This is a genomic window from Amycolatopsis sp. NPDC114503 (assembly GCF_055633655.1).
Window position 1 is genome coordinate 440,294 of sequence record NZ_JBVKDT010000008.1, and the last position, 24,654, is coordinate 464,947.

The following is a 24,654-nucleotide window of genomic DNA, read 5'->3' on the forward strand; positions in this document are numbered from 1 at the left end:
TGGAGGCATGGCCGATCCCGAGCTCTTCCGTTTCACGATCGACAACGGTCTGCGCGTGGTGCTCGCTCCTGACCCGACCGCGCCGGTGGTCGGGGTCAGCGTGCACTACGACGTGGGCTTCCGTTCCGAGCCGGAGGGGTTGACCGGTTTCGCGCACCTCTTCGAGCACCTGATGTTCCAGGGCAGCGAAAGCCTGGAGAAACTCGCGCACTTCCGGCACGTGCAGTCCAGCGGCGGCACCTTCAACGGTTCCACGCACCCGGACTACACCGACTACTACGAGGTGCTGCCCGCGGCCGCGCTGGAACGCGCGCTGTTCCTCGAGGCCGACCGGATGCGCGCGCCGAAGCTGACCGCGGAGAACCTGGCGAACCAGATCGAGGTCGTCAAGGAGGAAATCCGGCTGAACGTGCGCAACCGGCCGTACGGCGGATTCCCGTGGATCCTGCTGCCGCCGGTGCTGTACTCCACCTTCGCCAACGCGCACGACGGCTACGGCGCCTTCGAAGACCTCGAGGGCGCGACGCTGGACGACTGCGCCGCCTTCTTCGACACCTTCTACTCCCCGGCCAACGCGGTGCTGACCGTCGCAGGCGACTTCGAGGTGGAGAACGCGAAGGCGCTCGTCCAGAAGCACTTCGGCGACGTCCCGCACCGGCCCGCTCCGGTCCGTCCGTCCTTCGCCGAACCGCTGCCCACCACGCAGCTGCTCGGCGAGCACACCGACGCGCACGCGCCGCTGCCCGCGCTGGCGGTGGGCTACCGGATGCCGGACCCGATCAACGACCTCGACGGCTACCTCGCGTACCTGGTGCTGGCCGGCGTCCTCACCGACGGTGACGGTTCGCGGCTGCAGCAGCGGCTGGTGCACGTCGAGCCGCTGGTGGTCGACATCGGCGCGGGGGCCGGGCTCTTCGGCCCGTTCGAGGCGCGCGATCCGGACACCTTCACCATCACCGCGATCCACCCGCCGGAGGTGCCGCGCGAGCGCGTGCTCGCCGCGCTGGACGAGGAGCTGGAGAAGCTCGCGTCCACTCCGCCGGACGAGCAGGAACTGAAGAAGGTCACCGCGCGCTGGGCGGCGAGCCTGCACGCGGAGCACGACCGGCTCGTGTCGCGCACGCTGGCGCTCGGCGCGTTCGAACTTCTTTACGGCGACGCGTCGCTGGTCTACCAGCTCGCCGACCGCCTGTCCGCGGTCTCCGGCGAAGCTGTGTCGGCGGCGGCGAAGGCGCTGCGCCCGGACGCGCGCGCCGTGCTCGTCGTGAAGCCCGCAAGCACCGAAGGGACGGAACAGTGACCTCGGCTGAACAGGTCAAAGCCGCACACCGCAGCGCCGAGGAGATCGGCCGCACCGCCGCCGGACCGCGCCCGCTGCCCGAACTGGGCCACCAGCGCGCCGCCGCTGATCTGTCCCATGTGGACACGACGCTCTCCAACGGGCTGCGCGTGCTCGCGGTGCGCAAGGCGAGCGTCCCGATGGTCGAACTGCGGCTGTGGATCCCGTTCGCGGGAGAAGACCGGATGCACGCGGCCACCGCGGAGGTGCTCGCGGAAACCGTGCTCACCGGCACGGCGCGGCGCGACCGGGTGGAAATCGACGCCGAGGTCGCGCTGATCGGCGGCGACCTCAACGCGGGCGTGGACCCGGAGCGGCTGTACTTCGGCGGCACCGCGCTGTCCGACGGCCTGCCGACGCTGCTGGACGTGCTCGGCGACGTGCTCACCGGTGCCACGTACGGCGACACTGAGGTCGCGCGCGAGCGGGAGCGGCTGATCGAGCGCATCGCGGTGTCGCGGACCCAGCCGCGCACTATTGCGCGCGAAGCACTGCAGAAGCACCGGTACGGCGACCACCCGGTGACCCGCGAGGTCCCGCAGGCCGAGGATGTCGCCGAGGTGACCGCCGAGCAGGTGCGCGCGCTGCACAACGCTTCGGTGCTGCCGCGCGGTGCCGTGCTGGTGTTGGTGGGAGACCTTGACCCGCAAGAGATTCCGGCCGAACTGGAGCGCGCGCTCGGCGGCTGGAAGTCGGACCGTTCGGCTGTGGTGCTGCCGCCGCTGCCCACGCTGACCGGCGGCAACGTCCTGCTGGTTCCGCGCGCCGGCGCCGTGCAGTCGCAGATCCGGCTGTCCGCCCAGACGGTTCCGCGCACCGATCCGCGCTATCCGGCGCTGCAGCTGGCGAACCTGGCGTTCGGCGGGTACTTCTCCTCGCGGCTGGTCGAGAACATCCGCGAGGACAAGGGATACACCTACGGCGCGCACTCGGGCTTCGAATTCACCGGCGACAGCGCGGTGGTCAATGTGGACGCGGACACGGCCAACGAGGTCACCGCGGCGGCGTATCTGGAAACCCGGTACGAGCTGTTCCGGCTCGGCACCGTGCCGCCGACTGCCGAAGAGGTCGAATCGGTGCGGCAGTACGCGATGGGCTCGCTGGTCACCGGCACGTCGTCGCAAGGCGGGCTGGCCGGACAGCTGATGGCGCTGGCGTCGAACGGCCTCGGCATCGAGTGGCTGCAGAGCCACCCGGAGCGGCTCGCGGCGGTCACCGAGGAGCAGGTCGCCGAAGCGGCGGCGGAGTTCTTCGCGCCGGGCGGGTTCACCGGCGTCGTGGTCGGCGACGCGGACCTGCTCGCGCCGAAGCTGGCCGCGCTCGGAGTTTCCACCAGCGAGAAGGACTGATGAGCGTTCCGTTCGAACTAGGGGCCCTGCCGACACTGTCGCGTTCCACAGTGGACCGTCAGGAAACCTTGCGCACCAACCCGGAGCGGCTCGCCGCGAAATGGTCGGAAGCCCGCGTGGTGCTGCTCGACGACACCGGCCGCACGCCGGTCGTCGAGGGCGGCTCCGCGCTGGCCACCCGCAAGGCGATGGACTTCGGCACCGAACCGCCCGCCGACGCGGTGTTCCTCGGCGAATGGGAAGACGTCGACTATTGGTCGCTGCCCGGCAGTATCGAGGGCGACGTCGACACCGTGCGGCTGGCGGGCAGCTGGGGCGTGATCGAAGAAGTGCCGCGCGCCAACGGCGAGCTGTGGGTCGAGCTGCGCGGATACGGCGAACAGCTGGACGACACGTCGGCCGGCCTGTTCACCACCGCGCAAGCCTTGCGGCACTGGCGGCGGCAGTCGCGCTTCTGCACCCGCGACGGCTCGCCGACGCAGCTGATCCAGTTCGGCTGGGCCAGCCGCTGCGAAGCCAAGGGCCACGAGGAATACCCGCGCACCGACCCGGCGGTGATCTGCCTGGTGCACGACCTCGACGGGGTCAACGGTTCGCACGTGCTGCTCGCCCGGCAGCCGATCTGGCCGCCGGACCGGTACTCGGTGCTCGCCGGATTCGTGGAGGCGGGGGAGTCCCTGGAGGGCTGCGTCGTCCGCGAAATCCGCGAGGAGGCCGGAATCGAGGTGGGGGACGTGCGGTATCTCGGCAGCCAGCCGTGGCCGTTCCCGCGCTCGATCATGCTGGGCTTCACCGCGCGCGCGGACCGCAATGCGCCGCTGGTCCCGGCCGAGGGCGAGATCGAGGAAGCGCTGTGGGTGTCCCGGGAGGAGGTCCGGACCGCGTTCCGGAACGCCGGGACCGGGGTGCCGACGCCGATCGCCGGTGGCGCGTCGAATCTGTTGCTGCCGGGGAATTCGTCGATCGCCCGGGTGATGCTGAAGGCGTGGGCGGACGCCGAAGAATAACGGACGGGTGCGAGCCTGCACCTGATCCCGGATCGGTCCGTGAAGGGCCCCTTGAGGGAATCTGATTCCTCAAGGGGCCCTTCACGGCTTTCTGGGGTCGGCAAAGTTCGTGAGGGGACCCCTGAGGGAATCAGATTCCGTGAGGGTTCCCCTCACGGACCGTGAAGCCGCGTTCTGGCTTGGGCGGGTGCGTTCGGCTTGGGCAGGTGTGCCGCAAACCCGCCCGGCGCCGCGTTGGTTTCCTGGCAGCTCAAGGGTGCCTCCCGGGCCGCGCGGTTTTCAGCGCGTAACTGGCTTCCGCCGCGCCTCCCATCGTGATCCCGGAATTCCCGGACCACCCCGACCGCTGGTCTGCCGCCCTGCACGGTCCGCGCTCGCCCGGTCACCCTGTGCCGGTCGCGGACATCCCGCGGTATCAAGCCGTTACCCCGCCGTTTCCCCAGCCCATTGACGGCGTGTGTCCGCGCTCACTACAGTCCCGGAAAACCGTCTGTAAAGTTTCCTAATAAAGGAGCAGCCAGGTGCGAGCCGGCAGTCCGCGAACGTTGCGCGAGATGAACGACCGCGCGGCGATCGAGGCGTTGCTGCGGAACGGGCCGCTCACGCGGGCCGAGCTGGAGGCCGCCATCGGGCTGTCCAAACCGGCCACCGCGCAGTTGCTCACCCGGCTTGAGCAGGACAATCTCGTCGGCAAAGCCGGAGAACGCGCCGGTGGCGGACGCGGGCCGCGCGCTCAGCTGTGGGCGGTCAACGGCGGTCTCGCGCACGTCGCCGCCGTCGATCTCACCCCACAGGTCGCGGACTTCGTGGTCGCCGACGTCGCCGGGGCCGTGCTCGCCGAGTACCGCGTGCAGCTTCCGGTGGCCGAGGGCGCGGACGTCGTCGGTTCGTTCGGGCAGGCGCTGCGCCGGGTCACCAAGGCCGCGGGCATGCAGCTCGACGATCTGGCCAATGTGGTCATCGGCGCGCAGGGCGCGTTCGATCCGCGCACCGGATTGCTGTCCTCTGCCCCGCACATCCCGGGCTGGCTCGGGTTCGACGTGCCGGCGCGGCTGAGCGACGAACTCGGCGTCACGGTCAAGATCGAGAACGACGTAAACCTTGTCGCGGTTGAGGAAATGACCGTCGGTAACGCGCAGGACGTCGACGACTTCGTGCTGGTCTGGCTGTCCGAGGGCGTCGGCGGCGCGGTCGTCATCGGACGGCGGCTGCTGCGCGGCGCGACCGGTGGCGGCGGCGAGATCGACTGGATGCGCGTTCCCGATCCGGCCACTGTGGACACTGGCGACAGCTGGCCGTCCGCCGGTGCGCGGTACGGAAATCTCGTCGATTCGTCCGCGATCATCCGGCTCGCCAAGGCGCACGGCATCTCCGCGGACAGCGGATGGGACGCCGTCGCTCAGGCACGCCACACGGCACACCAAGGGTTTCTGGACGATCTCGCGCGCCGCGTCGCCAGCGGAGTCGCCAGCCTCGTCGCGGTCGCCGACCCGCAGCTCATCCTGCTGTGCGGCGAGACCAGCCGCGCCGGCGGCGACGAGTTCGCCGGGATCGTCGCGGAAAAACTGCACGAACTGGTCCTGCCGCGCACGCCGGTCGGCGTCGCTTCGGTGCAGGGCAACGCGGTGCGAGCCGGTGCGCTGCAATCCGCGCTCGCAACCGCCCGTGAAGACGTCTTCGGCGTCGTCACCCCCACGCTCCTCGGGCCGCGTCGGTCCGCGGGAGAGCAAGCCCCGTCCCCGACCGAGTAGACCCACCCGAAGGACAGGAGGGTTCATGTCCGCTCCCACCCGCATCCGGAGAATCGCGCGCAAGCGCGGATCTCTGCTGCTCAGCGCCGTCGCGGCGAGCACGCTGCTGGCCACCGCCGCGTGCGGTGCCGCCGCGCCCGCAGGAGGCGGCGACGCCGCGGCGCCGCCGAACAAGGACGACAAGCTCACCATCACCGTCTACAGCAAGTTCACCGACCGCGAGTACGGCGTGGTCACGAAGGCGCTGGACAAGCTCAAGGCGAAGTTCCCCAACATCACCATCAAGCACGAGGGGAACCAGGACGACGACAAGCTCACCCAGTCGATCCGCGGCGGCAACCCGCCGGACGTGGCGATCTCGTTCTACACCGACAACCTCGGCGCGTGGTGCTCGACCGGCAGCTTCCAGGACCTGAAGCCCTACATCGAGCGCGACAAGGTCGACCTCGAGCAGATCCCGCAGGCGGTCCGCGATTACACGTCGTACCAGGGCAAGCGGTGCGCGATGCCGATGCTCGCCGACGTGTACGGGTTCTTCTACAACAAGACGCAGTTCGCGGCCAAGGGCATCGCCGGTCCGCCGAAGAACACGACGGAACTGTTCGAGGACGTCAAGAAGCTCACCGAGTTCAACCCGGACGGTTCGATCAAGACCGCGGGCTTCCTGCCGTCGATGCCGTTCTACGCCAACCAGGCGCAGTACTGGGCACCGAACTTCGGGGCCAAGTTCATGGGCCCGGACGGCAAATCGTCGCTCGCTTCCAGCCCCGGCTGGAAGGAGATGTTCGAATTCCAGAAGAAGCTCATCGACTTCTACGGCGGGCACGAGAAGGTCGAGAAGTTCAAGGCCGGCCTCGGTGACGAATACTCGAAGGACAACGGCTTCCAGGCCGGCAAGCTGTCGATGATCTACGACGGCGAGTTCCGTACCGCGTTCATCAAGGACCAGGTGCCCTCGCTCGACTACGGCACCGCACCGGCGCCCGTGCTCGACAGCCTGGCCAGCCAGTACGGCGGCGGTTTCGGCACCGGCACGATCATCGCGATCCCGAAGGGCGCGAAGAACCCCGGTGCGGCGTGGGAGCTGATCAAGCAGGCCTCGCTCGACACCGACACCCTCGTCGAGATGGCCAACGGCCTGAACAACGTGCCCAGCACCAAGGATTCGCTGAACTCGCCGAATCTGAAGATGCCGCCGCAGTTCAAGACCTTCACCGACATCTACAACAGCGGCAAGCTGGTCGCCAACCCGACCACGCCGATCGGCGACGCGTTCCTCAAGGCGGTCAACGACTTCGCCGAGAAGTGGCAGGCCGGGTCGGTTCCTGATCTGGACGCGGGCCTCAAGAAGGTCGACGCGCAGATCAACGACGAACTGGCGCAGAAGGGCGCCGGCGGATGACCACGCTGACCGCGGCGGAATCCGGAACCTCCTCCGCGCCGAACCAGGCGCGGAGGGGGTCTCCCCGGGCCAAGCGCCGGCGCACGGTGTTCTGGTTCATGGCACCGGCGACGCTCGGGTTCCTCATCTTCTTCGCCTACCCGCTCGGCGCGACCCTGTTCTACTCGTTCACCCGCTACGACCTGATCAACCCTCCACAGTGGATCGGGTTCGACAACTACGTGCGCATGTTCACCAGCGAACCGCTGGTGAAAACCGCCGCGTACAACACGTTGTGGCTGGTGATCATCCTGACCGTCTGCCGGGTGCTGTTCTCGCTCGGCGTGGCGTCGGTGATCTCGCGGCTGAAGTCGGGCGTCGGCCTCGTCCGCACGCTCTGCTATCTGCCCGCGCTCGCCCCGCCGGCGGCCGCGACGCTCGCGTTCGTCTTCGTGTTCAACCCGGAATTCGGTCCGGTGAACCGCTTCCTGCGGCTGGTGGGCATCGACGGCGGATTGTGGTTCAACAGCCCGGAAATGTCGAAGCCCGCGCTGACCCTGCTCGCGCTGTGGGGCTCGGGCGAGCTGATGATCATCATCCTGGCGGCGTTGCTGGACGTTCCGCAGGAGCAGTACGAGGCCGCGGAACTCGACGGGGCCGGCCCGGTGCGCCGGTTCTGGCACGTGACGCTGCCGTCGATCTCGCCGGTGCTGTTGTTCGGCGTGGTCAACTCGATGATCTACGCGCTGCAGTTCTTCACTCAAGCGATCGTCGCGGCGTCCGCTTCCGCGGGCACGGCAGACGTCGCCGGGAACTCGAAACTGATCGGTGCGCCGGAGAACTCGACGCTGACGTACCCGATCTGGTTGTACGTACAGGGTTTCCGGTACTTCAACATGGGTTACGCGGCGGCGATGGCCGTGCTGCTGTTCCTGGTCTCGGCTGGCTTCACTTGGCTTTTGGTTCGGCAGATGCGTAAGACGCAACATCAGGAGGACGGAGCATGACGACGCTTTCGGCACCGCCGCGTCCGGCTCCTCCGGTGCATCCGCGGGAGAAGTTCAAGCGGCGCTGGGACAAAAAACTGTCCTTTGTGGCCACCCACGCGGTCGGCATCGCGCTCGGCATGATCTTCATGCTGCCGTTGCTGTTCGTCTTCCTCACCTCGGTGATGAAGAGCGACCAGGCGATGACGTCGAGCCTGTGGCCGACCGAATGGCATTTCGAGAACTTCGTAGAGGTGTTCCGGAAGGCCCCGTTGCTGGAGTACTTCGGCAACAGCTTCCTGTACTCGGCGCTGGCGACGATCGGGGCGCTGCTCTCGGCGATCCCGGCGGCGTACGGGCTGGCGAAACTGCGGTGGCGCGGGCAAAACCTGTGCTTCATGCTCGTCGTCGTCGCGATGATGCTGCCGCCGCAGGTCACCGTCGTTCCGTTGTACGACCTGTGGGTGCGGCTCGGGTTCACCGGCACGCTGGTGCCGCTCATCGTGCCGTACTTCTTCTTCGATGCCTTCTCGATCTTCCTGCTGCGCCAGTTCTTCCTCACCATTCCGAAGGACTACCTCGAAGCGGCGAAGATCGACGGCTGCAACGAGTTCCGGGTGCTCACGCGGGTGCTGATCCCGATGGCGAAGCCGGGGATCGCGGCCACCGCGATGTTCTGCTTCCTGTTCACCTGGAACGACTATTTCGGCCCGCTGCTCTACACGGGCGAGAACAAAGACAACTGGCCGCTTTCACTGGCGATCGCGTCCTTCCGAGGCATGCACCACGTCGAATGGAACCTCACGATGGCCGCCACCGCACTGATCATGCTGCCGGTGATCGTGCTGTTCGTGTTCGCGCAGAAGTCGTTCGTCAAGGGCATCACGTTCACGGGAGTCAAGGGATGAAACTGGCAGTGGTCGGCGGTGGGTCCACCTACACGCCGGAGCTGATCGACGGCATCGCCGGGCGGCGAGCCTCGCTCGACGTCGACGAGATCGTGCTGATCGACCCGGACGCCTACCGGGTCGAGGCGGTCGGCGATTTCAGCCAGCGGCTGCTGAACCACGCGGGACACTCGGCCCGCGTGCGCACCACCGCGAATCTGGAGGAGGGCGTCGACGGTGCGTCGGCGGTCCTCATTCAGCTGCGCGTCGGCGGACAGAAGGCACGGGCGTCGGACGAGACGTTCCCGCACCTGTGCGGTTGTGTCGGCCAGGAAACGACCGGTGCGGGCGGCCTGGCGAAGGCGCTGCGCACGGTGCCGGTGGTGCTCGACATCGCCGAGCGCGTGCGCAAGGTCGCCGGTGACGACACCTGGATCGTCAACTTCACCAACCCGGTCGGCATCGTCACCCGCGCGCTGCTGCAGGAGGGCCACCGGGCGGTCGGCCTGTGCAATGTCGCGATCAACCTGCAGCGCAAATTCGCGAAGCTGCTCGGCGCTTCGACCGGCGACGTCAAGCTGATCCACACTGGACTGAATCACCTGAGCTGGGAACGCGGCGTCCTGGTCGACGGCGTCGACCGGCTGCCGGAACTCCTTGCCCAGCACGCGGAATACCTCGGCGAAGAGGTCAGCGTGCCGGTCGAGTGGATGCAGCGGATGCAGGCCGTGCCGTCGTACTACCTCAAGTACTACTACTCGCACGACGCGCAGGTCGCGAAGCAGCAGACCGAGCGTCCGCGCGCCGAGGTGGTCAGCGACGTCGAGGAAGAACTGCTGAAGATCTACCTCGACCCGGAGCAGGTCACGAAGCCGGAGTCGCTGGAGAAGCGCGGCGGCGCGTACTACTCGGAGGCGGCGGTACAGCTCGTGCACGCGCTCACCTCCGGCGGCGGCGCCGAGGAACACGTGGTGAACGTCCGCAACAACGGCACGTTCGATTTCCTGCCGGACGACGCGGTGATCGAGGTTTCGTCCACTGTGGATTCCGCGGGAGCGACCCCGATCCCGCAGACTCCGGTCGACCCGCGGTTCGCCGGACTGATCGCCGGTGTCACGGCGTACGAGTACCTGGCCTTGGACGCCGCGATCAAGGGCGGCCGGGACCGGGTCGCGGACGCGCTGCTCGCGCACCCGCTGGTCGGCCAGTACACCAAGGCGGATCAGCTCGCGGACGAACTCGTCGCACGCAACCGGGATTTCCTGCCCTGGGCGCGGGCATGAGCGACACCGTCGTCGCGATCGACGGGGGGAACAGCAAGACCGAGGTGCTGGTGGTTTCGCGGGACGGTGTCGTGCTCGGCACCTCCCGCGGCCCTGGCGTTTCTCCCCAACGTGTCGGCGTCGACGGATGCGTTGCCGCACTTGAGGAATTCGTCCAGGAAGCCCTCCGCGCCGGTGGCTTGCCCGCTGAACCGCCGTTCGCCGTGCACACCTCGGCGTACCTGGCGGGACTCGACTTTCCCCTGGAAGAAGAGGCGCTGCACAAGGCTTTGTCCGCGCGCGGGTGGAGTTCCACTTTGGACGTCGGAAACGACGTGCTCGCGCTGCTGAGGGCCGGAAGTTCCGACGGCACCGGGGTAGCGGTGGTGTGCGGCGCGGGGATCAACGGCGCTGGCTTCGCCCCGGACGGTCGTTCGTACCGATTTCCCGCGCTGGGCAAGCTGTCCGGCGACTGGGGCGGTGGCTACCGGCTCGGCGAGGAAGCCCTGTGGTGGGCCGTCCGCGCGGAAGACGGTCGCGGTCCGCGGACGGCATTGGAATCAGCGGTGGCGGAGTACTACGGTGCCACGGCACTGCTGGATGTGGTGCAGGGCCTGCATTTCAAGGAGATCGACGCCGCCTCGATCCACGGTCTTTGCCCGCTGTTGTTCGAGGTGGCCGCGTCCGGTGACGAGGTCGCGCAGGACGTGGTGACCCGGTTCGCCGAGGAAGTGAGCCTGCTGGTGGCGGCGATCATGCGCCGCCTGGACCTCACGGAGTCCGCTCCCGAGGTCATCCTCGGCGGCGGCGTGCTGACCGGCGTCGGCGAGCCGGTGATCGCGGACATCGAACGGCGCTGCCTGAAGGTGGCACCGCGTGCGCAAGTGCGCGTGGTGGAGGTGAATCCGGTGGTCGGAGCCGCACTGTTCGGTTTGGACAAAATCGGGGCCTCAGACTCCGCGAAAGCCGCGTTGAAGGCCGCGACGCAACGCGCGTGATTGCGGGGTGGCTGCCCAAACGAGCAGCCACCCCGCCTCGCGTCAGGCCGCGATTCCCTTGCCGGTCTCCAGGACCGACTTCAGGTCGGACAGGATCCATGCCCAGCCGCCGCCCGCGTTCTCGCCCGGACCGGCGTTGACGTCCTCGTGCTGGCCGGAAACGAGCGCCGCGTGGTTCGGCGCGCCGGTGACGTCGTGGGTGACGGTCAGCCGGGTGCCGGCGGTCTGCGTTTGCTCGATGTCGTAGGTGACTGTGGTGTACGGCTCGGCGAGGAGACTCGGGTCCATCTGCAGTTTCCACGTGACGACCAGCTTGCGCGGCGGATCGACCTCGAGCACTTCGCCGTCGAGGAGATCGCTGGTGAACCCTGAGTCGATGAACTCCTGAGTCGGCTTGGTCCGGTGCTTGCCGCCGCGTTTGAGGTCGTATTCGGCCAGCCCGGTGTAGCCGTACTTCTGCGTCCACTCCGGCTTGGTGATGGCGTCCCACACCGCCTGCGGGGTGGCCTTGATGTAGACGCGGTTGACCTGAACGGTCGTGGTGTCGCTCATTTTCCGGGCTCCTTATAAGTTTCTTCGGCTTCCAGCTGGGCCTTGAGGTCCAGCAGGGCCGAGGTGTGGTGTGCGGTGTACTTGTCGATCCAGCGGTCGTGGATCTGCCGGATCGGGATCGGGTTCAGGAAATGCCGCTTCTCCCGCCCCTCCTTGCGCGAGGTGACCAGCTCGGCCTCCTCCAGCAGCTTGAGGTGTTTCATCACCCCGAACCGGGACATGTCCACTTCGGACTCCAGCTCGGTGAGCGTGCGGCCGTCACGCGCGTAGAGCAGGTCGAGCAGGAACCGGCGGGTCGGATCCGCCAGAGCCTTGAAAACCAGGTCCTCGTCGGGCACGCACCGAGAATAGGTGACCAAAAGGTCACATGTCAACCACGAGAACGGCCGCTGGGCTCCACTCGAGGGGGAAGCCCAGCGGCCGGAGGCAGGGCGCTAAAGGGGCGCTAAAGCAGTGCGCCCAACGGCAGGATCAGTGCGATCGCCACCACCGAGATCACCGTTTCCATCACCGACCAGCTCTTCAGCGTCTGCCCGACCGACATCCCGAAGTACTCCTTGACCAGCCAGAACCCGGCGTCGTTCAGGTGCGAGAAGAAGAGCGACCCGGCGCCGATGGCCAGCACCAGCAGCGCGTTGTGCGTCGGGTCCAGTGTCGCGGCCAGCGGGGCCACGATGCCCGCGGCGGAGACCGTCGCGACCGTCGCCGAACCCGTCGCCAGGCGGATCGCCACCGCGACCAGCCAGCCGAGCAGCAGCGGGGACAGGTGCGCGCCCTTGGAGAGGCTGGTGATCACGTCGCCGACGCCGGCGTCCACGAGGGTCTGCTTGAACCCGCCGCCCGCGGCCACGATCAGCATGATCCCGGCGATCGGGCCGAGGGAATCACTGACGATCGACGACAGCCGTTCCCGGTTCAGCCGCGCCGGGCGGCCCAGCACGACCATGCCGACGAGGACCGCCAGCAGCAGCGCGACGAGCGGGTCGCCGATGAAGTCGAAGACTCGCCGGACCGGGTTTCCCTTGTCCGCCAAGATGTCCGTGAGCGCTTTGGCCAGCATCAGGACGACCGGCAGCAGCACCGTGCACAGAGTCGCGAAGAAGCTCGGGCGGTGTTTTTCGTCGGTGCCTTCGGATTCCGGGACCAGCCGTGCGGGCGGTTCGGCGTTGGGCACCATCTTCGCGGCGAGGCGGCCGAAGAGCGGACCGGCGATGATCACCGTCGGAATCCCGACCAGCAGGCCCAGGCCCAAGGTGAGGCCGACGTTGGCGTTCAGCGAACCGGCGGCGGCCAGCGGGCCGGGGTGCGGCGGGATCAGGCCGTGCAGCACCGACAGCCCGGCCAGCGCCGGGATTCCCAGCAGCAGCACCGGTTTCCCGCTGCGCTTGGCGACCAGCAGCACCACCGGGATCAGCATCACGAGACCGATCTCGAAGAACATCGGCAGCCCGATCAGCGCGGCCACCAGCGCCATCGCCCACGGCAGCCCGCCGCCGCGGACCCGGCCGAGCACGGTGTCCACGATCCGGTCCGCGCCGCCGGAATCGGCGAGCAGCTTGCCCAGCATCGCCCCGAACGCGATCAGCACGCCGACAGACGCGACGGTGCTGCCGACGCCGTTGGTGAAGCTCTTCAGCAGTTTGTCCACCGGCATCCCGGCGACCAGGCCGAGCACGCCGGAGCCCAGCGTGAGCGCGAGCAGCGGATGCAGTTTCACCTTGCTGATCAGCACCACGATCACGGCGATGGCGAGCACCGTGGCGAGGATCAGGCGGGTGTCGTGGCCGGTCCAGCCGGCGGCGAGGGTCGTCATGCGAGCTCCCGGAACGCGGTGAGAGCCGACTTGACGAGGTCGGCGGGAGGACGGCTGATGTCAAAGGTTTCGCCCGGCTCGTCCGGCTCGAGCGGTTCGAGGTCGGCGAGCTGGGAATCGAGCAGCGAGACCGGCATGAAGTGGCCGGTGCGGGTCTTCATCCGCTCGGCGAGCACGTCGCGCGTGCCGTTCAGGTGCAGGAACCACACGTCCCAGCCGCCGCGCAGCACGTCGCGGTAACGCCGCTTCAGTGCGGACGAGCTGACCACGCCGCCGCTGTCCTGGTGCTCGGCGATCCACAGCGCGATCGCGGCCAGCCACGGCTCCCGGTCTTCGTCGGTGAGCGGGTGGCCCGCGGTCATTTTCTCGATGTTGGCCTGCGGGTGGAAGGTGTCCGCCTCGGCGTATTCGACCCCGAGCTCCTCCGCGACCGCCTTGCCGACCGTCGTCTTGCCCGAGCCCGATACGCCCATCACCACGATGACCGTCATCCGCACCTCCCACGTCTTTGTGCTCTGGAGAGTCAAACTCAAAAGTACTACTTAATCAAGAAGAAGTAGTACTTAATCGAGTCAGAGGGTTAAGTTAAGCCGGTGGGGAATGATCGGCACGAGGAGATGCTCGACGAGCTCGGCGCGGCCATCGCGAGCGGCGAGCTGCCGCCGGGTGCGGTGTTGCGCTCGGAGGAGCTGCAGGAGCGGTACGGGGCTTCGCGGACGGTGGCCCGCGAGGTGGTCCGGGTCCTCGAGACGATGGGGTTGACCAGCAGCCGCCGCCGCGTCGGGGTCACCGTCCGCGAGCCGGCCGAGTGGAACCACTATGACCCGAGGCTGATCCGCTGGCAGCTCGACGGCGCCGACCGGGCGACCGCGCTGCGCACGCTGACCGAACTCCGCTCGGCCGTCGAGCCGTGCGCCGCCCGGTTCGCCGCGATCCGGGCGACCCCGGAGGAGCGCGGGCGGCTCCGCGCGCTGGCGGTGCATCTTCAGCGAACGGCGCGCGCCCGCGATCTCGACACCTTCCTCGGCCACGACGTCGCATTCCACGATCTGCTGCTGTCCGCCTCGCGGAATCCGATGTTCGCGCAGCTGTCCTCAGTGGTCGCCGAAGTGCTCGCCGGCCGTACCGAGCACGGTCTGATGCCGGACGAACCGCAGCCCGAGGCGGTCGCGTTGCACATCGAGGTGGCGGAGGCGATCGACCTGGCCGACCCGGTGCGCGCCGAACGCGCGATGCGCGACATCGTGGAGCAGGCACGCGACGAAATCGCCGCCGCGGTGTCGAGTAATCTCGGCGACTGAATCGTCCACGTTCGGGGGGCTACAGGTGAGCGCGGCGCGCGCGATCGGCTTGATTCTCGGTTTGGCCGCCGACGGAGCACTCGGCGATCCGCGGCGACGGCCGCCCGTCATCGCCTTCCGCCAGGTGGTCGCGGCCGCCGGTTCTCGGCGCGCGGCCGGTTTGGGAATCGCTGGAGCCGCAGTCGCCGCCGGAGTACTGGTCGAGCGCAGCGGCCGACGCAGTCCGGTGCTGCAGGCGACGGCTACGGCGGTCGCGACTTGGGCTGTCGTCGGCGCGGCCGGGCTGGCCGCGCAGGGGACGGAACTGGCTCGCGATCTCGAAGAGAGCCGTCTCGAACCGGCGCGCGACACACTGTCCGAACTGGACCCGCGCGTCACCGACGGGCTGGGCGCGATCGGGCTTTCCCGTGCGTCCGTGGAAACTCTGGCGGAGAACACGTCCGAAGTGGTCGTGACGCCGCTGCTGTGGGGTGCGGTCGCGGGCGTGCCCGGGCTGCTCGCGGCGCGGACGATCGGGTTGCTGCGGCGTCTGCTTCCCGGACACTGGGCTATCGATCGGCTCGATGAACTCGTCCACCTTCTGCCGACCCGAGTGGCGGCCGCGTTGACTGTCCTTGGTGCGCCGGTTGTCGGCGGTTCCGCGGGTGGTGCGTGGCGGGCTTGGCGGCGGGACACGATCGCGCATCCGAGCCCGAATGCCGGCCGGGTCGAGGCGGCTTTCGCTGGGGCGTTGGAGATTCGGGTCGGTGGGCGGACTGAGTATCCGCAGGGCGTGGTGGAGTTGCCGGTGCTCGGGGTAGGCCGGAATCCGGACGCTGGGCACGTGACGCGCGCGGTGGAACTGTCCCGAGTGGTCGGTTGGCTGGCCGCTGGGACGTCGGTGGTCGTGGCAGTGCTGACTGGAGTGCGTCGCCGAAACCCTTGAGCCGTCAGGGTTTCAGGTGTGCCACCGCCGCAGCGTCGTTGAAACCGTCCCGTTCGGACAGTTGAGCACCGATCCGCTGCCGGTCCTCGGACTTCTTGTTCCCGCCGTACTTGAACTTCGCCCGCACGTCCGTGACCGTCAGCTCGATGCCGCGAATTCCGGGCAGCAGCCGCCGATCCGGAGCGTCCACAGCGGACACCGGGGTGCGCTTGCCGTCCGGCTCGAAATGCGCCAGCTGGTGGTTCAGCAGCGCGGCTTTCTCCTCCGGATCGTCGATGAGCCGGACGTCGCAGGCCAGCTGCACGCTCGCGTAGTACGAAGTGGGCACGCCCAGTGCGGGATCGTCGGAAGTGTTCCAGTCCGAGCGGATGTACGTGTAATCCCCGGTCACCGTGAGCAGCGCGCGCGGGTGTTCCTCCAGCAGCGGCCACACCGGGTTCGGCCGGGCGAGGTGCAGCCGGACGGTCGCGTCGCCGTCGAAGACGAAGTGCGTCGGCACCACCACCGGGAGATCACGGCCGCGGCCGCCGGCGACCAGTTCGCCGAAATCGTGTCCGGCGAGCCAGTCCCGCCATTCGTTCTCGTCCGCGGTGTCCCAGGGGTGGATCAGCATGCCGCCAGTATCAACGCCGCGAGTGGCCCGGACAAAGGGCCATTTTTCCGTAGAACGACCAGGCCACTCAGGCGGTCGGGGTGTACTCGTCCTCGTCTTCGGCGAGCATCTCCGCGACGGACTTGCGCCGGCCGCTCTTCGGGCGCTCGGTCGTCAGCGCGCCGCCCGGACGCAGCTCGCGGACGGTGAAGTACAGCCAGCCCAGCAACGCCATCGTGCCAAAGGCGAGCCACTGCAGCGCGTACGAGAAAAACGGGCCTGATTCGAGCTGGGGCAGCGGAAGCGGGCTGAGCACCCCGGGCTGGTTCTGGTCGAGCTGGAAGTACCCGGGCCGGATGGTGAGGCCAGACGACTTCGCCACCACGCGCGAGTCGACGGTGTAGCTCTGCAGCTTCCCGTTCGTCGAGGCGTCGGCGAACGCTTCGCGGTTCTTCGGGTCCGTCTCGTCGCTTCGCACGCGCGCGACGACCGTCACCTGTCCGCCCGGCGCGGCCGCGTACGGGAGGACGCCGGAGTCGCTGCTGAGCCCGACGTAGCCGCGGTCAATCAGGTACACAGTGCCGTCGGTGGCGCGAAGCGGGGTGAGGACCTCGAACGCGCCTTGGCCCTGCACAGTGCGCAGCCGCGCGACGACTTCCGCCGAAGGCAGGTACGTGCCGGTGATCGACACGAGGTGCCACTCGGTGTTCTTGTCCGGCTTCGTCCCGGGCGGCAGCAGCTGTGCCGCGGGAGCGGGCTTCGCGGTGAACGACGTGGTCAACGCGTTGTTCTGAGTGACCTGTTCGCCGTCGCGGCGGAACTGCCACGGGGCCAGCAACGTGTAACAGCAGATGGCGAAGGTGAACACCACCACTGTCAACGCCAGCCATCCCGGCCGGAGCAGAAACCGCAACCGCACCCCTCTACGGTAGGCCGTCGCGTTCCGTGCGCGCACCCGGACCGGACGTCACGCCTGTTCGCGGACCCAGTCCAGCAGTCCCGGCACGCTTCGCTCGATCATCCCGAGCACGTCCTCGAAGCCGTCGTCGCCGCCGTAATACGGGTCAGGAACCTCGGCGCCTTCCGGAGCGGACGGGTCGAAGGAGCGCAGCAGCCGCACCCGCGAAGGGTCTTCGACGCGCGACTGCAGGAACCCCAGGTGACTCTCGTCGGCGGCGAGCAGCAGGTCGGCTTCGAGGTCTTCGTCGCTGACCTCGGCCGCGATGTGCTCGGTGGGGTAGCCGTGCGCCTTCAACGTGGCGCGCGCCCGCCGGTCAGCTGATTCGCCGACGTGCCACGGGCCGGTGCCCGCGCTGGACACGCGTACGGCGTCAGAGAGGCCCGCGTCGGCGAGCTTCTTGCGGAAGACGAGCTCTGCCATGGGCGAGCGGCAGATGTTCCCGGAGCAGACAAAGACCAGCGTGGGCATGGTTCGCAGTCTCCCAGAGCGATCGTGCGAGGATCCCCAGGTGCCTGCATTAGCCGAGATCATCGCTGTCCTCGAACGCAGTTACCCGCCCCGCCTGGCGGAAAGCTGGGACGCGGTCGGGCTCGTCTGCGGAGACCCGGCCGAGGACGTCCGCCGTGTGCTGTTCTGCGTCGACCCGGTCGAGGAGACGCTCGCCGAGGCCGAGGAGATCGGCGCGCAGCTGATCGTCGCGCACCATCCGCTGCTGCTGCGCGGTGTGCACGGCGTCCCCGCGGACACCGCCAAGGGCTCTCTCGTGCACCGCATGATCCGCGGCGGCATCGCGCTCTACTGCGCGCACACCAATGCCGACTCGGCCGACCCCGGCGTATCCGACGCGCTCGCCGAGGCCATCGGGCTCGAGGTCGACCGGCCGCTCGACCCGCACGAACCGGGCGGGGCTACTGGGATCGGCCGGATCGGGCACCTGCCCGCCGCCGAGCCGTTCGCGCAGTTCGTCCAGCGGGTCGCCAATGCTTTGCCAGCCACCGTGCCGGGCGTTCTTGGCGCAGGAGACCCGGATCGGCCGATCCGCACCGTCGCGGTGTCCGGCGGCGCGGGCGACTCCTATCTCGCGAAGGCGACGGCCGAGGGCGTCGACGCGTACGTGACCGCGGATCTGCGCCACCATCCGGCCGGTGAACACCTCGCATCCGCCGGAACCGTGCCCGCGCTGGTCGGCTTGACGCACTGGGCCAGCGAGTGGCCGTGGTGCGGACAGGCCTCGGCCCTTGTCGGCGCGGCCTTTGCGGGTACCGTCGAAGCTCACGTCTCCACGCGGTGCACCGACCCGTGGACCATCCGCGCTACCGCCCAGTAACTAAATCAGGGAGCACAGTGAAGGCCGACCCCGCCGTCCAGCGTCAGCTGCTCGAACTCGCGAAGGTGGACGCGGAGCTTTCGCGCGTCGCGCACCGCCGCCGCACCTTGCCCGAGCTCGCCGAGATCGAGGCCGGGGAGAAGACCGTCCGGGACAAGCGCGACGCGCTGGTGTCGGTCGAGACCGCGACGTCGGACCTCGACCGGGAGATCGCCCGGCAGGAGAAAGAGGTCGAATCGGTGCGGGCGCGCGAGGACCGCGACCGCAAGCTGCTGGAATCCGGGTCGGTCGGCGCCAAGCAGATGACCGACATCGAGCACGAACTGCAGACGCTCGGCCGCCGCAAGGGCGCGCTCGAGGACGACCTGCTGGAGCTGATGGAGCAGCGCGAGGCACTGGGCCTGGACGCGCAGCGCACCAGCGCCGAGGTCGACAAGGCGACGCAGGCGGTCGAGGCCGCCGTGGGCCGCCGCGACGAGGCGTTCAAGGACCTCGACACCACCGAGGCCCGGCGCAAGGAAGACCGCGCGAAGCTGCTGCCGCGGTTCCCGGAGCCGCTGCTCAAGCTGTACACCCGCGTCTACGACCACAAGGGCATCGGCGCGGCGCTGCTGCGGGCCCGCCGGTGCGGCGCCTGCCAGCTCGAACTCGACCGCAACACCATCTCCGAGATCAAGTCCGCGGCCGAGGACAGCGTCGTGCAGTGCGACAACTGCGGCGCGATCCTGGTCCGCACGCTGGAGTCGGGCCTGTGACCGAACGGGCGATCGTCGAGGCCGACGGCGGATCCCGGGGCAACCCGGGTCCGGCGGGCTACGGCGCGGTCGTGAAAGACGCGGCCACCGGCGAGGTGCTCGCCGAACGCCACGAGTACCTCGGCATCGCCACGAACAACGTCGCGGAGTACTCCGGGCTCGTCGCCGGGCTCGCCGCGGCCGCCGAACTCGGAGTGTCCATTGTGGACGTCCGGATGGATTCGAAGCTCGTGGTGGAGCAGATGTCCGGGCGGTGGAAGATCAAACACGCCGCGCTGCAGCCGCTGGCCGCGCAGGCGCGCGAGATCGCGACGGGCTTCGAGCGGGTCAACTACACCTGGATCCCGCGTGCGGAGAACTCGCACGCCGACCGGCTCGCGAACGTCGCGATGGACAGCGCCGGCTCCGGTGCCACCTCGCCCGCCCCGCTCGCCGAAACGCGGCCGAGGGCCAAGGTTTCCGAGCCGGACCGGGTGTCCCCGGCAGGCTGGACCGGAGCCCGCGGCACGCCCACCAAGCTGCTCCTGCTGCGCCACGGCCAGACCGAGATGTCGGTCGACCGCCGCTACTCCGGGCGTGGCGACGTCCCGCTCACCGAACACGGCCGGGGCCAAGCCGCCGCTGCGGCCAAACGGCTTGCCGCGATGCCGGGGCTGATCGGCGAGGACGGCGAACCGGCTCCGATCATCTCGTCGCCGCTGATCCGCACCAAGCAGACCGCGCAGGCGGTCGCGGACGCGCTCGGCGGCCGGGTCGAAACGCATCCCGGCCTGATCGAGACCGACTTCGGCGAATGGGAGGGCCTCACCTTCGGCGAGGCCGCGCAGCGGGATCCGGAACTGCACCGCTGCTGGCTGAGCGATTCGTCGTGCCCGCCGCCCGGCGGCGAGAGCTTCGACGCGGTCCACGAGCGGGTCGGCAAGGCCCGCCGCGACCTCGTCGAGCAGTACGACGGGCGCACGGTGCTCGTGGTCAGCCACGTGACGCCGATCAAGACCCTGCTGCGGATGGGGCTCGACGCCGGGCCGTCGCTGCTGTTCCGGCTGCACCTCGACTTGGCGTCGCTGTCGATCGTCGAGTTCTATCCCGACGGCAACGCCTCGGTCCGGTTGGTGAACGACATCTCGCATCTGTCCTGAGCAGTGCGGATGTGATGTGGATCACGGTCGGGGATAACGTGTGAAACGCCCCGGATGAGGTATTGGCTAGAGTGCGGTGTCGACCGCGGCGCCGCGGCGCAGGTCCCGGCCGGGACTTCAAGGGGGGCGCAGGCTCGTGCGTTTCTTCGGCAGAATCCGCAAGTGGAAACAGTGACGAGGACATGACGGCTAGCGCACTCACCGCAGTATCCGAGCCCGACCTGCCGGGGGAGGAGACGACCGACCCGCCGGCCCGGTTCAAGCTCAGCTGGCTGGCGTCGACACTGGCGGTGCTGGCCGGCGTGGCCGCGGTCGCCTGGCACGCCACCCGCTACGGCCACTGGATCGTCGACGACGCGGCCATCACGTTCTCCTACTCGCGCAGCGTCGCCGAAGGACTCGGCCCGGTGCTGGCCCCCGGCGCGCCGCCGGTGGAGGGCTTCTCCGACCCGACCTGGATGATCCTGCTCGCGCTGGGCAAGGTCGCCGGCCTGTTCGACAAGGGCCTGCTGTTCGGCATCCCGGACTACGTGCTGTTCCCCAAGCTGCTCGGCCTGTTCTTCGCCGCGGGCATCCTGGTGCTGTGCCACCTGGTGGCCCGGCAGGTGTTCCGCAGGCACGCGTGGGCGATCACGCTGGCCACTGGCCTCGGGCTGGCGGCGATCCCGTCGTTCGTGATCTGGGTGGTCTCCGGTCTCGAGAACTCGCTGTTCGCGTTCTTCACCACCGCGCTCGCCGCGCTGTTGTTCACCGCGCTGCGCAAGGAAAACTCGCTGTCGTTCAAGGTCGCGATCGTCGCGGGCGTGCTCGTCGCGGCCGCCGCGCTGACCCGGCCGGAAGGCCTGATCTACGCCAGCGCGTACCCGATCGTCCTGCTGTTCGGCGTGAAGCGCGAGGGTTTCTGGCCCAGCCTCCGCTCCGCGCTGGTGTCCATCGCGGCCTTCGCCGTGCTGTTCGGCGGCTACGTCGTCTGGCGCTACACGGAATTCCACCGGCTGCTGGCCAACCCGTCGGTCGCCAAGAAGCAGGGCTTGCCCACCTTCGCCTCGATCATCCGGCCGCACCAGCTGGTGGAGTACGCGGGCATCGCGCTGACGCTCGTCCTGCTCGCCGTGGTCGTCTGGGCGCTGGTCAAGGCTCCGTGGCGGCGTCCGCTGATCGGGCTGGTCACGCCGCTCGCACTCGGCGTCATCGCGTACGGCGTGATGGTTCCGGACTGGATGGCGCAGTACCGCTTCGCGACGCCGGTGTGGGTGCTCGGCACGCTGTGCGGAGTCATGGCTTTCGCCGAACTGCTGCGTTCGCTGGCGAAGGTGCAGTGGCGGGCGGTCGCGGCTCTCGTGCTCGTGGCCGCGGCGGTGCCGTCGGCGATCGGCTTCGTGCAGCAGTCCGACGAGTTCATCAAGAGCCCCACCGTGCCGGCGTGCCTGATCGCCGACCGCTTCGGCCGCGGCTTCAACACCTACGCGGACATGCTCGGCCTGCAGCACGCGTCGCTGCTGCTGCCGGACCTCGGCGGCTCGTCGATGACCAGCCGCCTCGAGCTGGTCGACATGGCCGGCCTGGTCAACGCGCCGATCGCGGACCTCACGCACAAGGAAGACATCGTCGGCCTGCGCAACTACGTGTTCGACACGGTGAAGCCGACCTTCATCCACTCGTGGGGCCCGTGGGCGGACGGCAACGAGATCAGCATCGACCCGCGCATCGACCGCGACTACGTCCCGATCCTGGTGTACCCCGGCGAGGGCAAGCGCCAGGGCGACTTCGTCCGCAAGGACGCGATCACCGACCCGGCGAAGCTCGCCGCGGTTCAGCACTACGCGCAGGTCACCATGATGAACGTGGAGGCGCAGCGGTTCGGGGACGGTCTTGATGACTGTGGTCCGACGTTGTCGCGGGGGAGCACGATCGCGCCGCGGGGTTAGAGCGCCAGCCACAGCGCGCACGTCGCCGCTGCTAATGACAGTGGCGTCGTGAGTGCGCCGAGCTTCAAGAATTCCTGCACCGGCGGGTGCTGTCCGTGCCGGACGACGACACGACGCCACAGCAGGGTCGCGAGCGAACCGAGGTACGTCGCGTTCGGGCCGATGTTCACGCCCAGCAGCACGGCGAGCAGCACGCCCTGGTTCGGGTGCGGGCCGAGGACGGACAGCAGGATCAGCGTCGCGGGCAGGTTGTTGACGACGTTCGCCAGCACCGCCGCGACACCCGCGGCGAGCAGAAGTTCGGGCAGCCCGGCCGTCGTCGGCAGGATCGTGCGCAGCAGCCCGCCGAGGACGTGCTCGTCGACCGCTTCGACCACCACCGCGAGGGCGAGCACGAAGAGGACCAGCAGCGGGGACGCTTCGGTGATCACCTGCCACGGCCGGATCTTGCGCTCCGCCAACGCTTTCGACGCCAGGACGAGCGCGGTCAGCGCGGCGATCCAGACGGGTTCGACGTGCACCAGTTGTCCGGTCGCGAAGCCGACCAGCATGATCGCCAGCACGACGAGGGTGAAGACCGGCGCTTCGCGATGTTCCGGCTGACGGGTGCTGGCCGGTTCGCGGAGGTCCTTGCGGAAGAACCAGGCGAACGCGGCGAGTTCGACAGCGAGCGTGACGAGCCACGGCAACGCCATCAGCGCGGTGAAACCGGCAAAGGTGAGGCCGGACGCGCTGAAGGCGAGCAGGTTCGTCAGGTTGGAGACGGGAAAGAGCGTGGACGCCGAGTTGGCCAGGTGCGCGCACGCGTAGACGTGCGGGCGCGCGGTGAGTTTCAGTTCCGCCGCAGTAGCCAGGACGACCGGGGTCAGCAGGACGACGGTGGCGTCGAGGCTGAGCACGGCGGTGACGATCGCGGCCGCGGCGAAGGTGAGCAGCAGGAGCCGAGGCTGCCGTCCGCGGCAGATCTCGGCGAGTTCGGCGCCTAGCCAGGTGAAGACTCCTTCGGCCGCGGCGAGGTGGCTGACCAGCAGGATCGCTGCGAGAAAGCCCATCGTCGGCAGCATCTGGACGACCCGCTCGCCCGCTTCGTGCGGCGAAGTCAGGCCGAGCGCGAGGACGACACCGGCGGCGGGGACCGCGAAGACGGCTTCCGGGAGGCCGCGCGGACGCGCCATGGCGAACCACAGCGTTCCGGCCAGAAGCAGCAGGGAGAGGGCACCGTTCACGCCCGAACGCTAGCCGCCGCGAAAGCTCAGATCCCCGCCGGTTCCGGAATTCCCGCGCCGCGCTCCAGCACTCGCTCCTTCTCGCGGATCACCGGCAGCACCGCCCGGCCGAAGTGCTCGACGTCCTCCAGGTAATGCAAAAACCCGAGCAGCAAGAGGTTCGCACCGCGCTTTTTGTACTCGATCGCCCGGTCCGCGATCTGTTCCGGAGTCCCGATCAACCCGGTCCGGAATCCGTCGTTGTACTGCACCAGGTCCGCGAACTCCGAATCCGCCCACATGCCCTTGGTGTCCGAAGTGGACTTCCCGGCCTGCGCGACCGCCGAGCGGAATCCTTCGACGGCGGGCACGTTCGCCTTCGCCACGATCTCCCGCAAGACCTCGCGCGCCTCGGCTTCGGTTTCGCGGGCGATGACGAAACCGTTGAGGCCGAACCGCACCGCGTGGTCGTTCGCGGCGGCGTACCCGCGCACCTCGTCGACCTGCTCGCTGAAACCGGCGAAATCCTTGCCGTTGCTGAAATACCAGTCCGAAACGCGACCGGCCAGCTTGCGCGCCGCGGTGGAGTTGCCGCCCTGGAAGACCTCCGGATGCGGACGCCGCGGACCGGCGACCGGTTTGGGTTTGATGTCGAAATCGTGGATGCGGTAGAAATCGCCGCCGAACTCGGCGTGGTCGTCGGTCCACAATTGCTTGAGCACGCGGATGAACTCCTCCGAGCGGCGGTAGCGCTCGTCGTGTTCCAGCCACGGTTCGCCGAGTCCGGTGAACTCGTCCTTGAACCAGCCGCTGACCACGTTCACCGCGGCCCGGCCGCCGGAGATGACGTCCGCGCTGGCGATGAACTTCGCGAGCACGCCGGGCTGCCACAGTCCGGGATGGACGGCCGCGATGACCTTCAGCCGTTGCGTCGCGAGCAGCAGCGCCAGGCTGAAACCGGTGGATTCGTGCTGGTAGGCGGCACCGTAGCTGGCGGTGTAGCGGACCTGGGTGAGCGCGTAGGAGAAACCGTTGTTCTCGGCGAGCACGGCCAGGTCGCGGTTGTACTCGTAGCCCCAATCGGTGCGCTGTTCGATGTCGCTGGTGACCAGGCCGCCGCTCACATTCGGGACCCAGTAAGCGAATTTCAGGGGTTCGTGCGGTTCGGGTGCGGACATGGCGGGAGTGAAACAGCG

Annotated in this window: 24 protein-coding genes; 15 read left to right on the plus strand and 9 right to left on the minus strand. The window is 68.7% G+C overall.

The window, feature by feature from the left end; translation table 11 throughout:
- Positions 1–7: 7 nt before the first annotated feature.
- The 9 genes from ACZ7OI_RS33030 (at position 8) to ACZ7OI_RS33070 (ending at position 10,960) form a co-directional block, all read left to right on the plus strand.
- The gene (locus tag ACZ7OI_RS33030; protein WP_470232255.1) at positions 8–1,300 is read left to right on the plus strand and encodes a M16 family metallopeptidase; all 1,293 of its coding nucleotides are present in this window, start codon (positions 8–10) and stop codon (positions 1,298–1,300) included.
- Entirely contained in the window at positions 1,297–2,688 is a 1,392-nt protein-coding gene (locus ACZ7OI_RS33035) for a M16 family metallopeptidase (protein ID WP_470267982.1), read from the plus strand. Before ACZ7OI_RS33030 ends, ACZ7OI_RS33035 begins: the two co-directional genes overlap by 4 nt.
- Positions 2,688–3,695 carry an NAD(+) diphosphatase gene (gene nudC / locus ACZ7OI_RS33040; protein ID WP_470267983.1) on the plus strand — a complete coding sequence of 336 codons (1,008 nt, stop codon included), beginning with the start codon at positions 2,688–2,690 and terminating at the stop codon, positions 3,693–3,695. The genes ACZ7OI_RS33035 and nudC overlap by 1 nt, the downstream gene beginning before the upstream one ends.
- Positions 3,696–4,216: 521 nt before the next feature.
- Complete coding sequence (locus ACZ7OI_RS33045; protein ID WP_470267984.1) at positions 4,217–5,446, plus strand: ROK family transcriptional regulator; 1,230 nt, start codon at positions 4,217–4,219, stop codon at positions 5,444–5,446.
- 25 nt (positions 5,447–5,471) lie between these two features.
- On the plus strand, positions 5,472–6,848 hold the full coding sequence (locus ACZ7OI_RS33050; RefSeq protein WP_470267985.1) for an extracellular solute-binding protein: 1,377 nt from the start codon (positions 5,472–5,474) through the stop codon (positions 6,846–6,848).
- Positions 6,845–7,834 (plus strand): carbohydrate ABC transporter permease, encoded by a 990-nt coding sequence (locus ACZ7OI_RS33055; RefSeq protein ID WP_470267986.1) that lies wholly within the window; start codon positions 6,845–6,847, stop codon positions 7,832–7,834. Before ACZ7OI_RS33050 ends, ACZ7OI_RS33055 begins: the two co-directional genes overlap by 4 nt.
- Complete coding sequence (locus tag ACZ7OI_RS33060; RefSeq protein ID WP_470267987.1) at positions 7,831–8,721, plus strand: carbohydrate ABC transporter permease; 891 nt, start codon at positions 7,831–7,833, stop codon at positions 8,719–8,721. Before ACZ7OI_RS33055 ends, ACZ7OI_RS33060 begins: the two co-directional genes overlap by 4 nt.
- Positions 8,718–9,983 carry a 6-phospho-beta-glucosidase gene (locus ACZ7OI_RS33065; RefSeq protein ID WP_470267988.1) on the plus strand — a complete coding sequence of 422 codons (1,266 nt, stop codon included), beginning with the start codon at positions 8,718–8,720 and terminating at the stop codon, positions 9,981–9,983. Before ACZ7OI_RS33060 ends, ACZ7OI_RS33065 begins: the two co-directional genes overlap by 4 nt.
- Positions 9,980–10,960, plus strand: a complete 981-nt coding sequence (locus ACZ7OI_RS33070; RefSeq protein ID WP_470267989.1) for an N-acetylglucosamine kinase — start codon at positions 9,980–9,982, stop codon at positions 10,958–10,960. The genes ACZ7OI_RS33065 and ACZ7OI_RS33070 overlap by 4 nt, the downstream gene beginning before the upstream one ends.
- A 42-nt stretch (positions 10,961–11,002) precedes the next feature.
- On the opposite strand, the gene ACZ7OI_RS33075 is transcribed toward ACZ7OI_RS33070, so the two are convergent.
- The 4 genes from ACZ7OI_RS33075 to ACZ7OI_RS33090 all read right to left on the minus strand — a co-directional run bounded on the left by ACZ7OI_RS33075 (position 11,003) and on the right by ACZ7OI_RS33090 (position 13,816).
- On the minus strand, positions 11,003–11,512 hold the full coding sequence (locus ACZ7OI_RS33075) for an SRPBCC domain-containing protein (protein WP_470267990.1): 510 nt from the start codon (positions 11,510–11,512) through the stop codon (positions 11,003–11,005).
- Complete coding sequence (locus tag ACZ7OI_RS33080; protein ID WP_470267991.1) at positions 11,509–11,850, minus strand: ArsR/SmtB family transcription factor; 342 nt, start codon at positions 11,848–11,850, stop codon at positions 11,509–11,511. The genes ACZ7OI_RS33075 and ACZ7OI_RS33080 overlap by 4 nt, the downstream gene beginning before the upstream one ends.
- A 107-nt stretch (positions 11,851–11,957) precedes the next feature.
- On the minus strand, positions 11,958–13,325 hold the full coding sequence (locus ACZ7OI_RS33085) for a GntP family permease (protein ID WP_470267992.1): 1,368 nt from the start codon (positions 13,323–13,325) through the stop codon (positions 11,958–11,960).
- The gene (locus ACZ7OI_RS33090; protein WP_470267993.1) at positions 13,322–13,816 is read right to left on the minus strand and encodes a gluconokinase; all 495 of its coding nucleotides are present in this window, start codon (positions 13,814–13,816) and stop codon (positions 13,322–13,324) included. The genes ACZ7OI_RS33085 and ACZ7OI_RS33090 overlap by 4 nt, the downstream gene beginning before the upstream one ends.
- A gap of 126 nt (positions 13,817–13,942) precedes the next feature.
- On the opposite strand from ACZ7OI_RS33090, the gene ACZ7OI_RS33095 reads away from it, so the two are divergent.
- Both ACZ7OI_RS33095 and ACZ7OI_RS33100 read left to right on the plus strand, forming a co-directional pair.
- Positions 13,943–14,626: a FadR/GntR family transcriptional regulator gene (locus ACZ7OI_RS33095; RefSeq protein WP_470268063.1), complete on the plus strand. Its 684-nt coding sequence runs from the start codon at positions 13,943–13,945 to the stop codon at positions 14,624–14,626.
- Between the two features lie 25 nt (positions 14,627–14,651).
- The gene (locus tag ACZ7OI_RS33100; protein ID WP_470267994.1) at positions 14,652–15,551 is read left to right on the plus strand and encodes a cobalamin biosynthesis protein CobD/CbiB; all 900 of its coding nucleotides are present in this window, start codon (positions 14,652–14,654) and stop codon (positions 15,549–15,551) included.
- Positions 15,552–15,555: 4 nt separating this feature from the next.
- Here ACZ7OI_RS33100 and ACZ7OI_RS33105 read toward each other — a convergent pair whose 3' ends face one another.
- From ACZ7OI_RS33105 to ACZ7OI_RS33115, 3 genes are all read right to left on the minus strand, one after another.
- Complete coding sequence (locus ACZ7OI_RS33105; RefSeq protein WP_470267995.1) at positions 15,556–16,164, minus strand: FMN-binding negative transcriptional regulator; 609 nt, start codon at positions 16,162–16,164, stop codon at positions 15,556–15,558.
- A gap of 67 nt (positions 16,165–16,231) precedes the next feature.
- Positions 16,232–17,062 (minus strand): SURF1 family cytochrome oxidase biogenesis protein, encoded by an 831-nt coding sequence (locus ACZ7OI_RS33110; protein WP_470267996.1) that lies wholly within the window; start codon positions 17,060–17,062, stop codon positions 16,232–16,234.
- Between the two features lie 48 nt (positions 17,063–17,110).
- The gene (locus ACZ7OI_RS33115) at positions 17,111–17,572 is read right to left on the minus strand and encodes a low molecular weight protein-tyrosine-phosphatase (protein ID WP_470267997.1); all 462 of its coding nucleotides are present in this window, start codon (positions 17,570–17,572) and stop codon (positions 17,111–17,113) included.
- A 40-nt stretch (positions 17,573–17,612) separates the two neighbouring features.
- On the opposite strand from ACZ7OI_RS33115, the gene ACZ7OI_RS33120 reads away from it, so the two are divergent.
- The 4 genes from ACZ7OI_RS33120 (at position 17,613) to ACZ7OI_RS33135 (ending at position 22,253) form a co-directional block, all read left to right on the plus strand.
- Positions 17,613–18,431 (plus strand): Nif3-like dinuclear metal center hexameric protein, encoded by an 819-nt coding sequence (locus tag ACZ7OI_RS33120; RefSeq protein ID WP_470267998.1) that lies wholly within the window; start codon positions 17,613–17,615, stop codon positions 18,429–18,431.
- Positions 18,432–18,448: 17 nt separating this feature from the next.
- Entirely contained in the window at positions 18,449–19,186 is a 738-nt protein-coding gene (locus ACZ7OI_RS33125) for a zinc ribbon domain-containing protein (protein ID WP_470267999.1), read from the plus strand.
- On the plus strand, positions 19,183–20,325 hold the full coding sequence (locus tag ACZ7OI_RS33130; protein ID WP_470268000.1) for a bifunctional RNase H/acid phosphatase: 1,143 nt from the start codon (positions 19,183–19,185) through the stop codon (positions 20,323–20,325). Before ACZ7OI_RS33125 ends, ACZ7OI_RS33130 begins: the two co-directional genes overlap by 4 nt.
- Before the next feature lie 182 nt (positions 20,326–20,507).
- Entirely contained in the window at positions 20,508–22,253 is a 1,746-nt protein-coding gene (locus ACZ7OI_RS33135) for a hypothetical protein (protein ID WP_470268001.1), read from the plus strand.
- Here the strand turns inward: ACZ7OI_RS33135 and ACZ7OI_RS33140 are convergent.
- Entirely contained in the window at positions 22,250–23,428 is a 1,179-nt protein-coding gene (locus ACZ7OI_RS33140; RefSeq protein WP_470268064.1) for an SLC13 family permease, read from the minus strand. The two genes, ACZ7OI_RS33135 and ACZ7OI_RS33140, sit on opposite strands and share 4 nt — an antisense overlap.
- A 77-nt stretch (positions 23,429–23,505) precedes the next feature.
- Complete coding sequence (gene sfnG / locus ACZ7OI_RS33145) at positions 23,506–24,636, minus strand: dimethylsulfone monooxygenase SfnG (RefSeq protein ID WP_470268002.1); 1,131 nt, start codon at positions 24,634–24,636, stop codon at positions 23,506–23,508.
- Positions 24,637–24,654 lie beyond the last annotated feature (18 nt).

What these genes read in the sequence shown, in the direction of transcription:
- ACZ7OI_RS33030 (WP_470232255.1), top strand. Translation starts at nt 8, where the DNA reads ATGGCCGATCCCGAGCTCTTCCGTTTCACGATCGACAACGGTCTGCGC.
- nudC (WP_470267983.1), top strand. Translation starts at nt 2,688, where the DNA reads ATGAGCGTTCCGTTCGAACTAGGGGCCCTGCCGACACTGTCGCGTTCC.
- ACZ7OI_RS33050 (WP_470267985.1), top strand. Translation starts at nt 5,472, where the DNA reads ATGTCCGCTCCCACCCGCATCCGGAGAATCGCGCGCAAGCGCGGATCT.
- ACZ7OI_RS33055 (WP_470267986.1), top strand. Translation starts at nt 6,845, where the DNA reads ATGACCACGCTGACCGCGGCGGAATCCGGAACCTCCTCCGCGCCGAAC.
- ACZ7OI_RS33060 (WP_470267987.1), top strand. Translation starts at nt 7,831, where the DNA reads ATGACGACGCTTTCGGCACCGCCGCGTCCGGCTCCTCCGGTGCATCCG.
- ACZ7OI_RS33065 (WP_470267988.1), top strand. Translation starts at nt 8,718, where the DNA reads ATGAAACTGGCAGTGGTCGGCGGTGGGTCCACCTACACGCCGGAGCTG.
- ACZ7OI_RS33070 (WP_470267989.1), top strand. Translation starts at nt 9,980, where the DNA reads ATGAGCGACACCGTCGTCGCGATCGACGGGGGGAACAGCAAGACCGAG.
- ACZ7OI_RS33075 (WP_470267990.1), bottom strand. Translation starts at nt 11,512, where the DNA reads ATGAGCGACACCACGACCGTTCAGGTCAACCGCGTCTACATCAAGGCC.
- ACZ7OI_RS33085 (WP_470267992.1), bottom strand. Translation starts at nt 13,325, where the DNA reads ATGACGACCCTCGCCGCCGGCTGGACCGGCCACGACACCCGCCTGATC.
- ACZ7OI_RS33090 (WP_470267993.1), bottom strand. Translation starts at nt 13,816, where the DNA reads ATGACGGTCATCGTGGTGATGGGCGTATCGGGCTCGGGCAAGACGACG.
- ACZ7OI_RS33095 (WP_470268063.1), top strand. Translation starts at nt 13,943, where the DNA reads ATGCTCGACGAGCTCGGCGCGGCCATCGCGAGCGGCGAGCTGCCGCCG.
- ACZ7OI_RS33105 (WP_470267995.1), bottom strand. Translation starts at nt 16,164, where the DNA reads ATGCTGATCCACCCCTGGGACACCGCGGACGAGAACGAATGGCGGGAC.
- ACZ7OI_RS33115 (WP_470267997.1), bottom strand. Translation starts at nt 17,572, where the DNA reads ATGCCCACGCTGGTCTTTGTCTGCTCCGGGAACATCTGCCGCTCGCCC.
- ACZ7OI_RS33135 (WP_470268001.1), top strand. Translation starts at nt 20,508, where the DNA reads ATGACGGCTAGCGCACTCACCGCAGTATCCGAGCCCGACCTGCCGGGG.
- ACZ7OI_RS33140 (WP_470268064.1), bottom strand. Translation starts at nt 23,428, where the DNA reads ATGGCGCGTCCGCGCGGCCTCCCGGAAGCCGTCTTCGCGGTCCCCGCC.
- sfnG (WP_470268002.1), bottom strand. Translation starts at nt 24,636, where the DNA reads ATGTCCGCACCCGAACCGCACGAACCCCTGAAATTCGCTTACTGGGTC.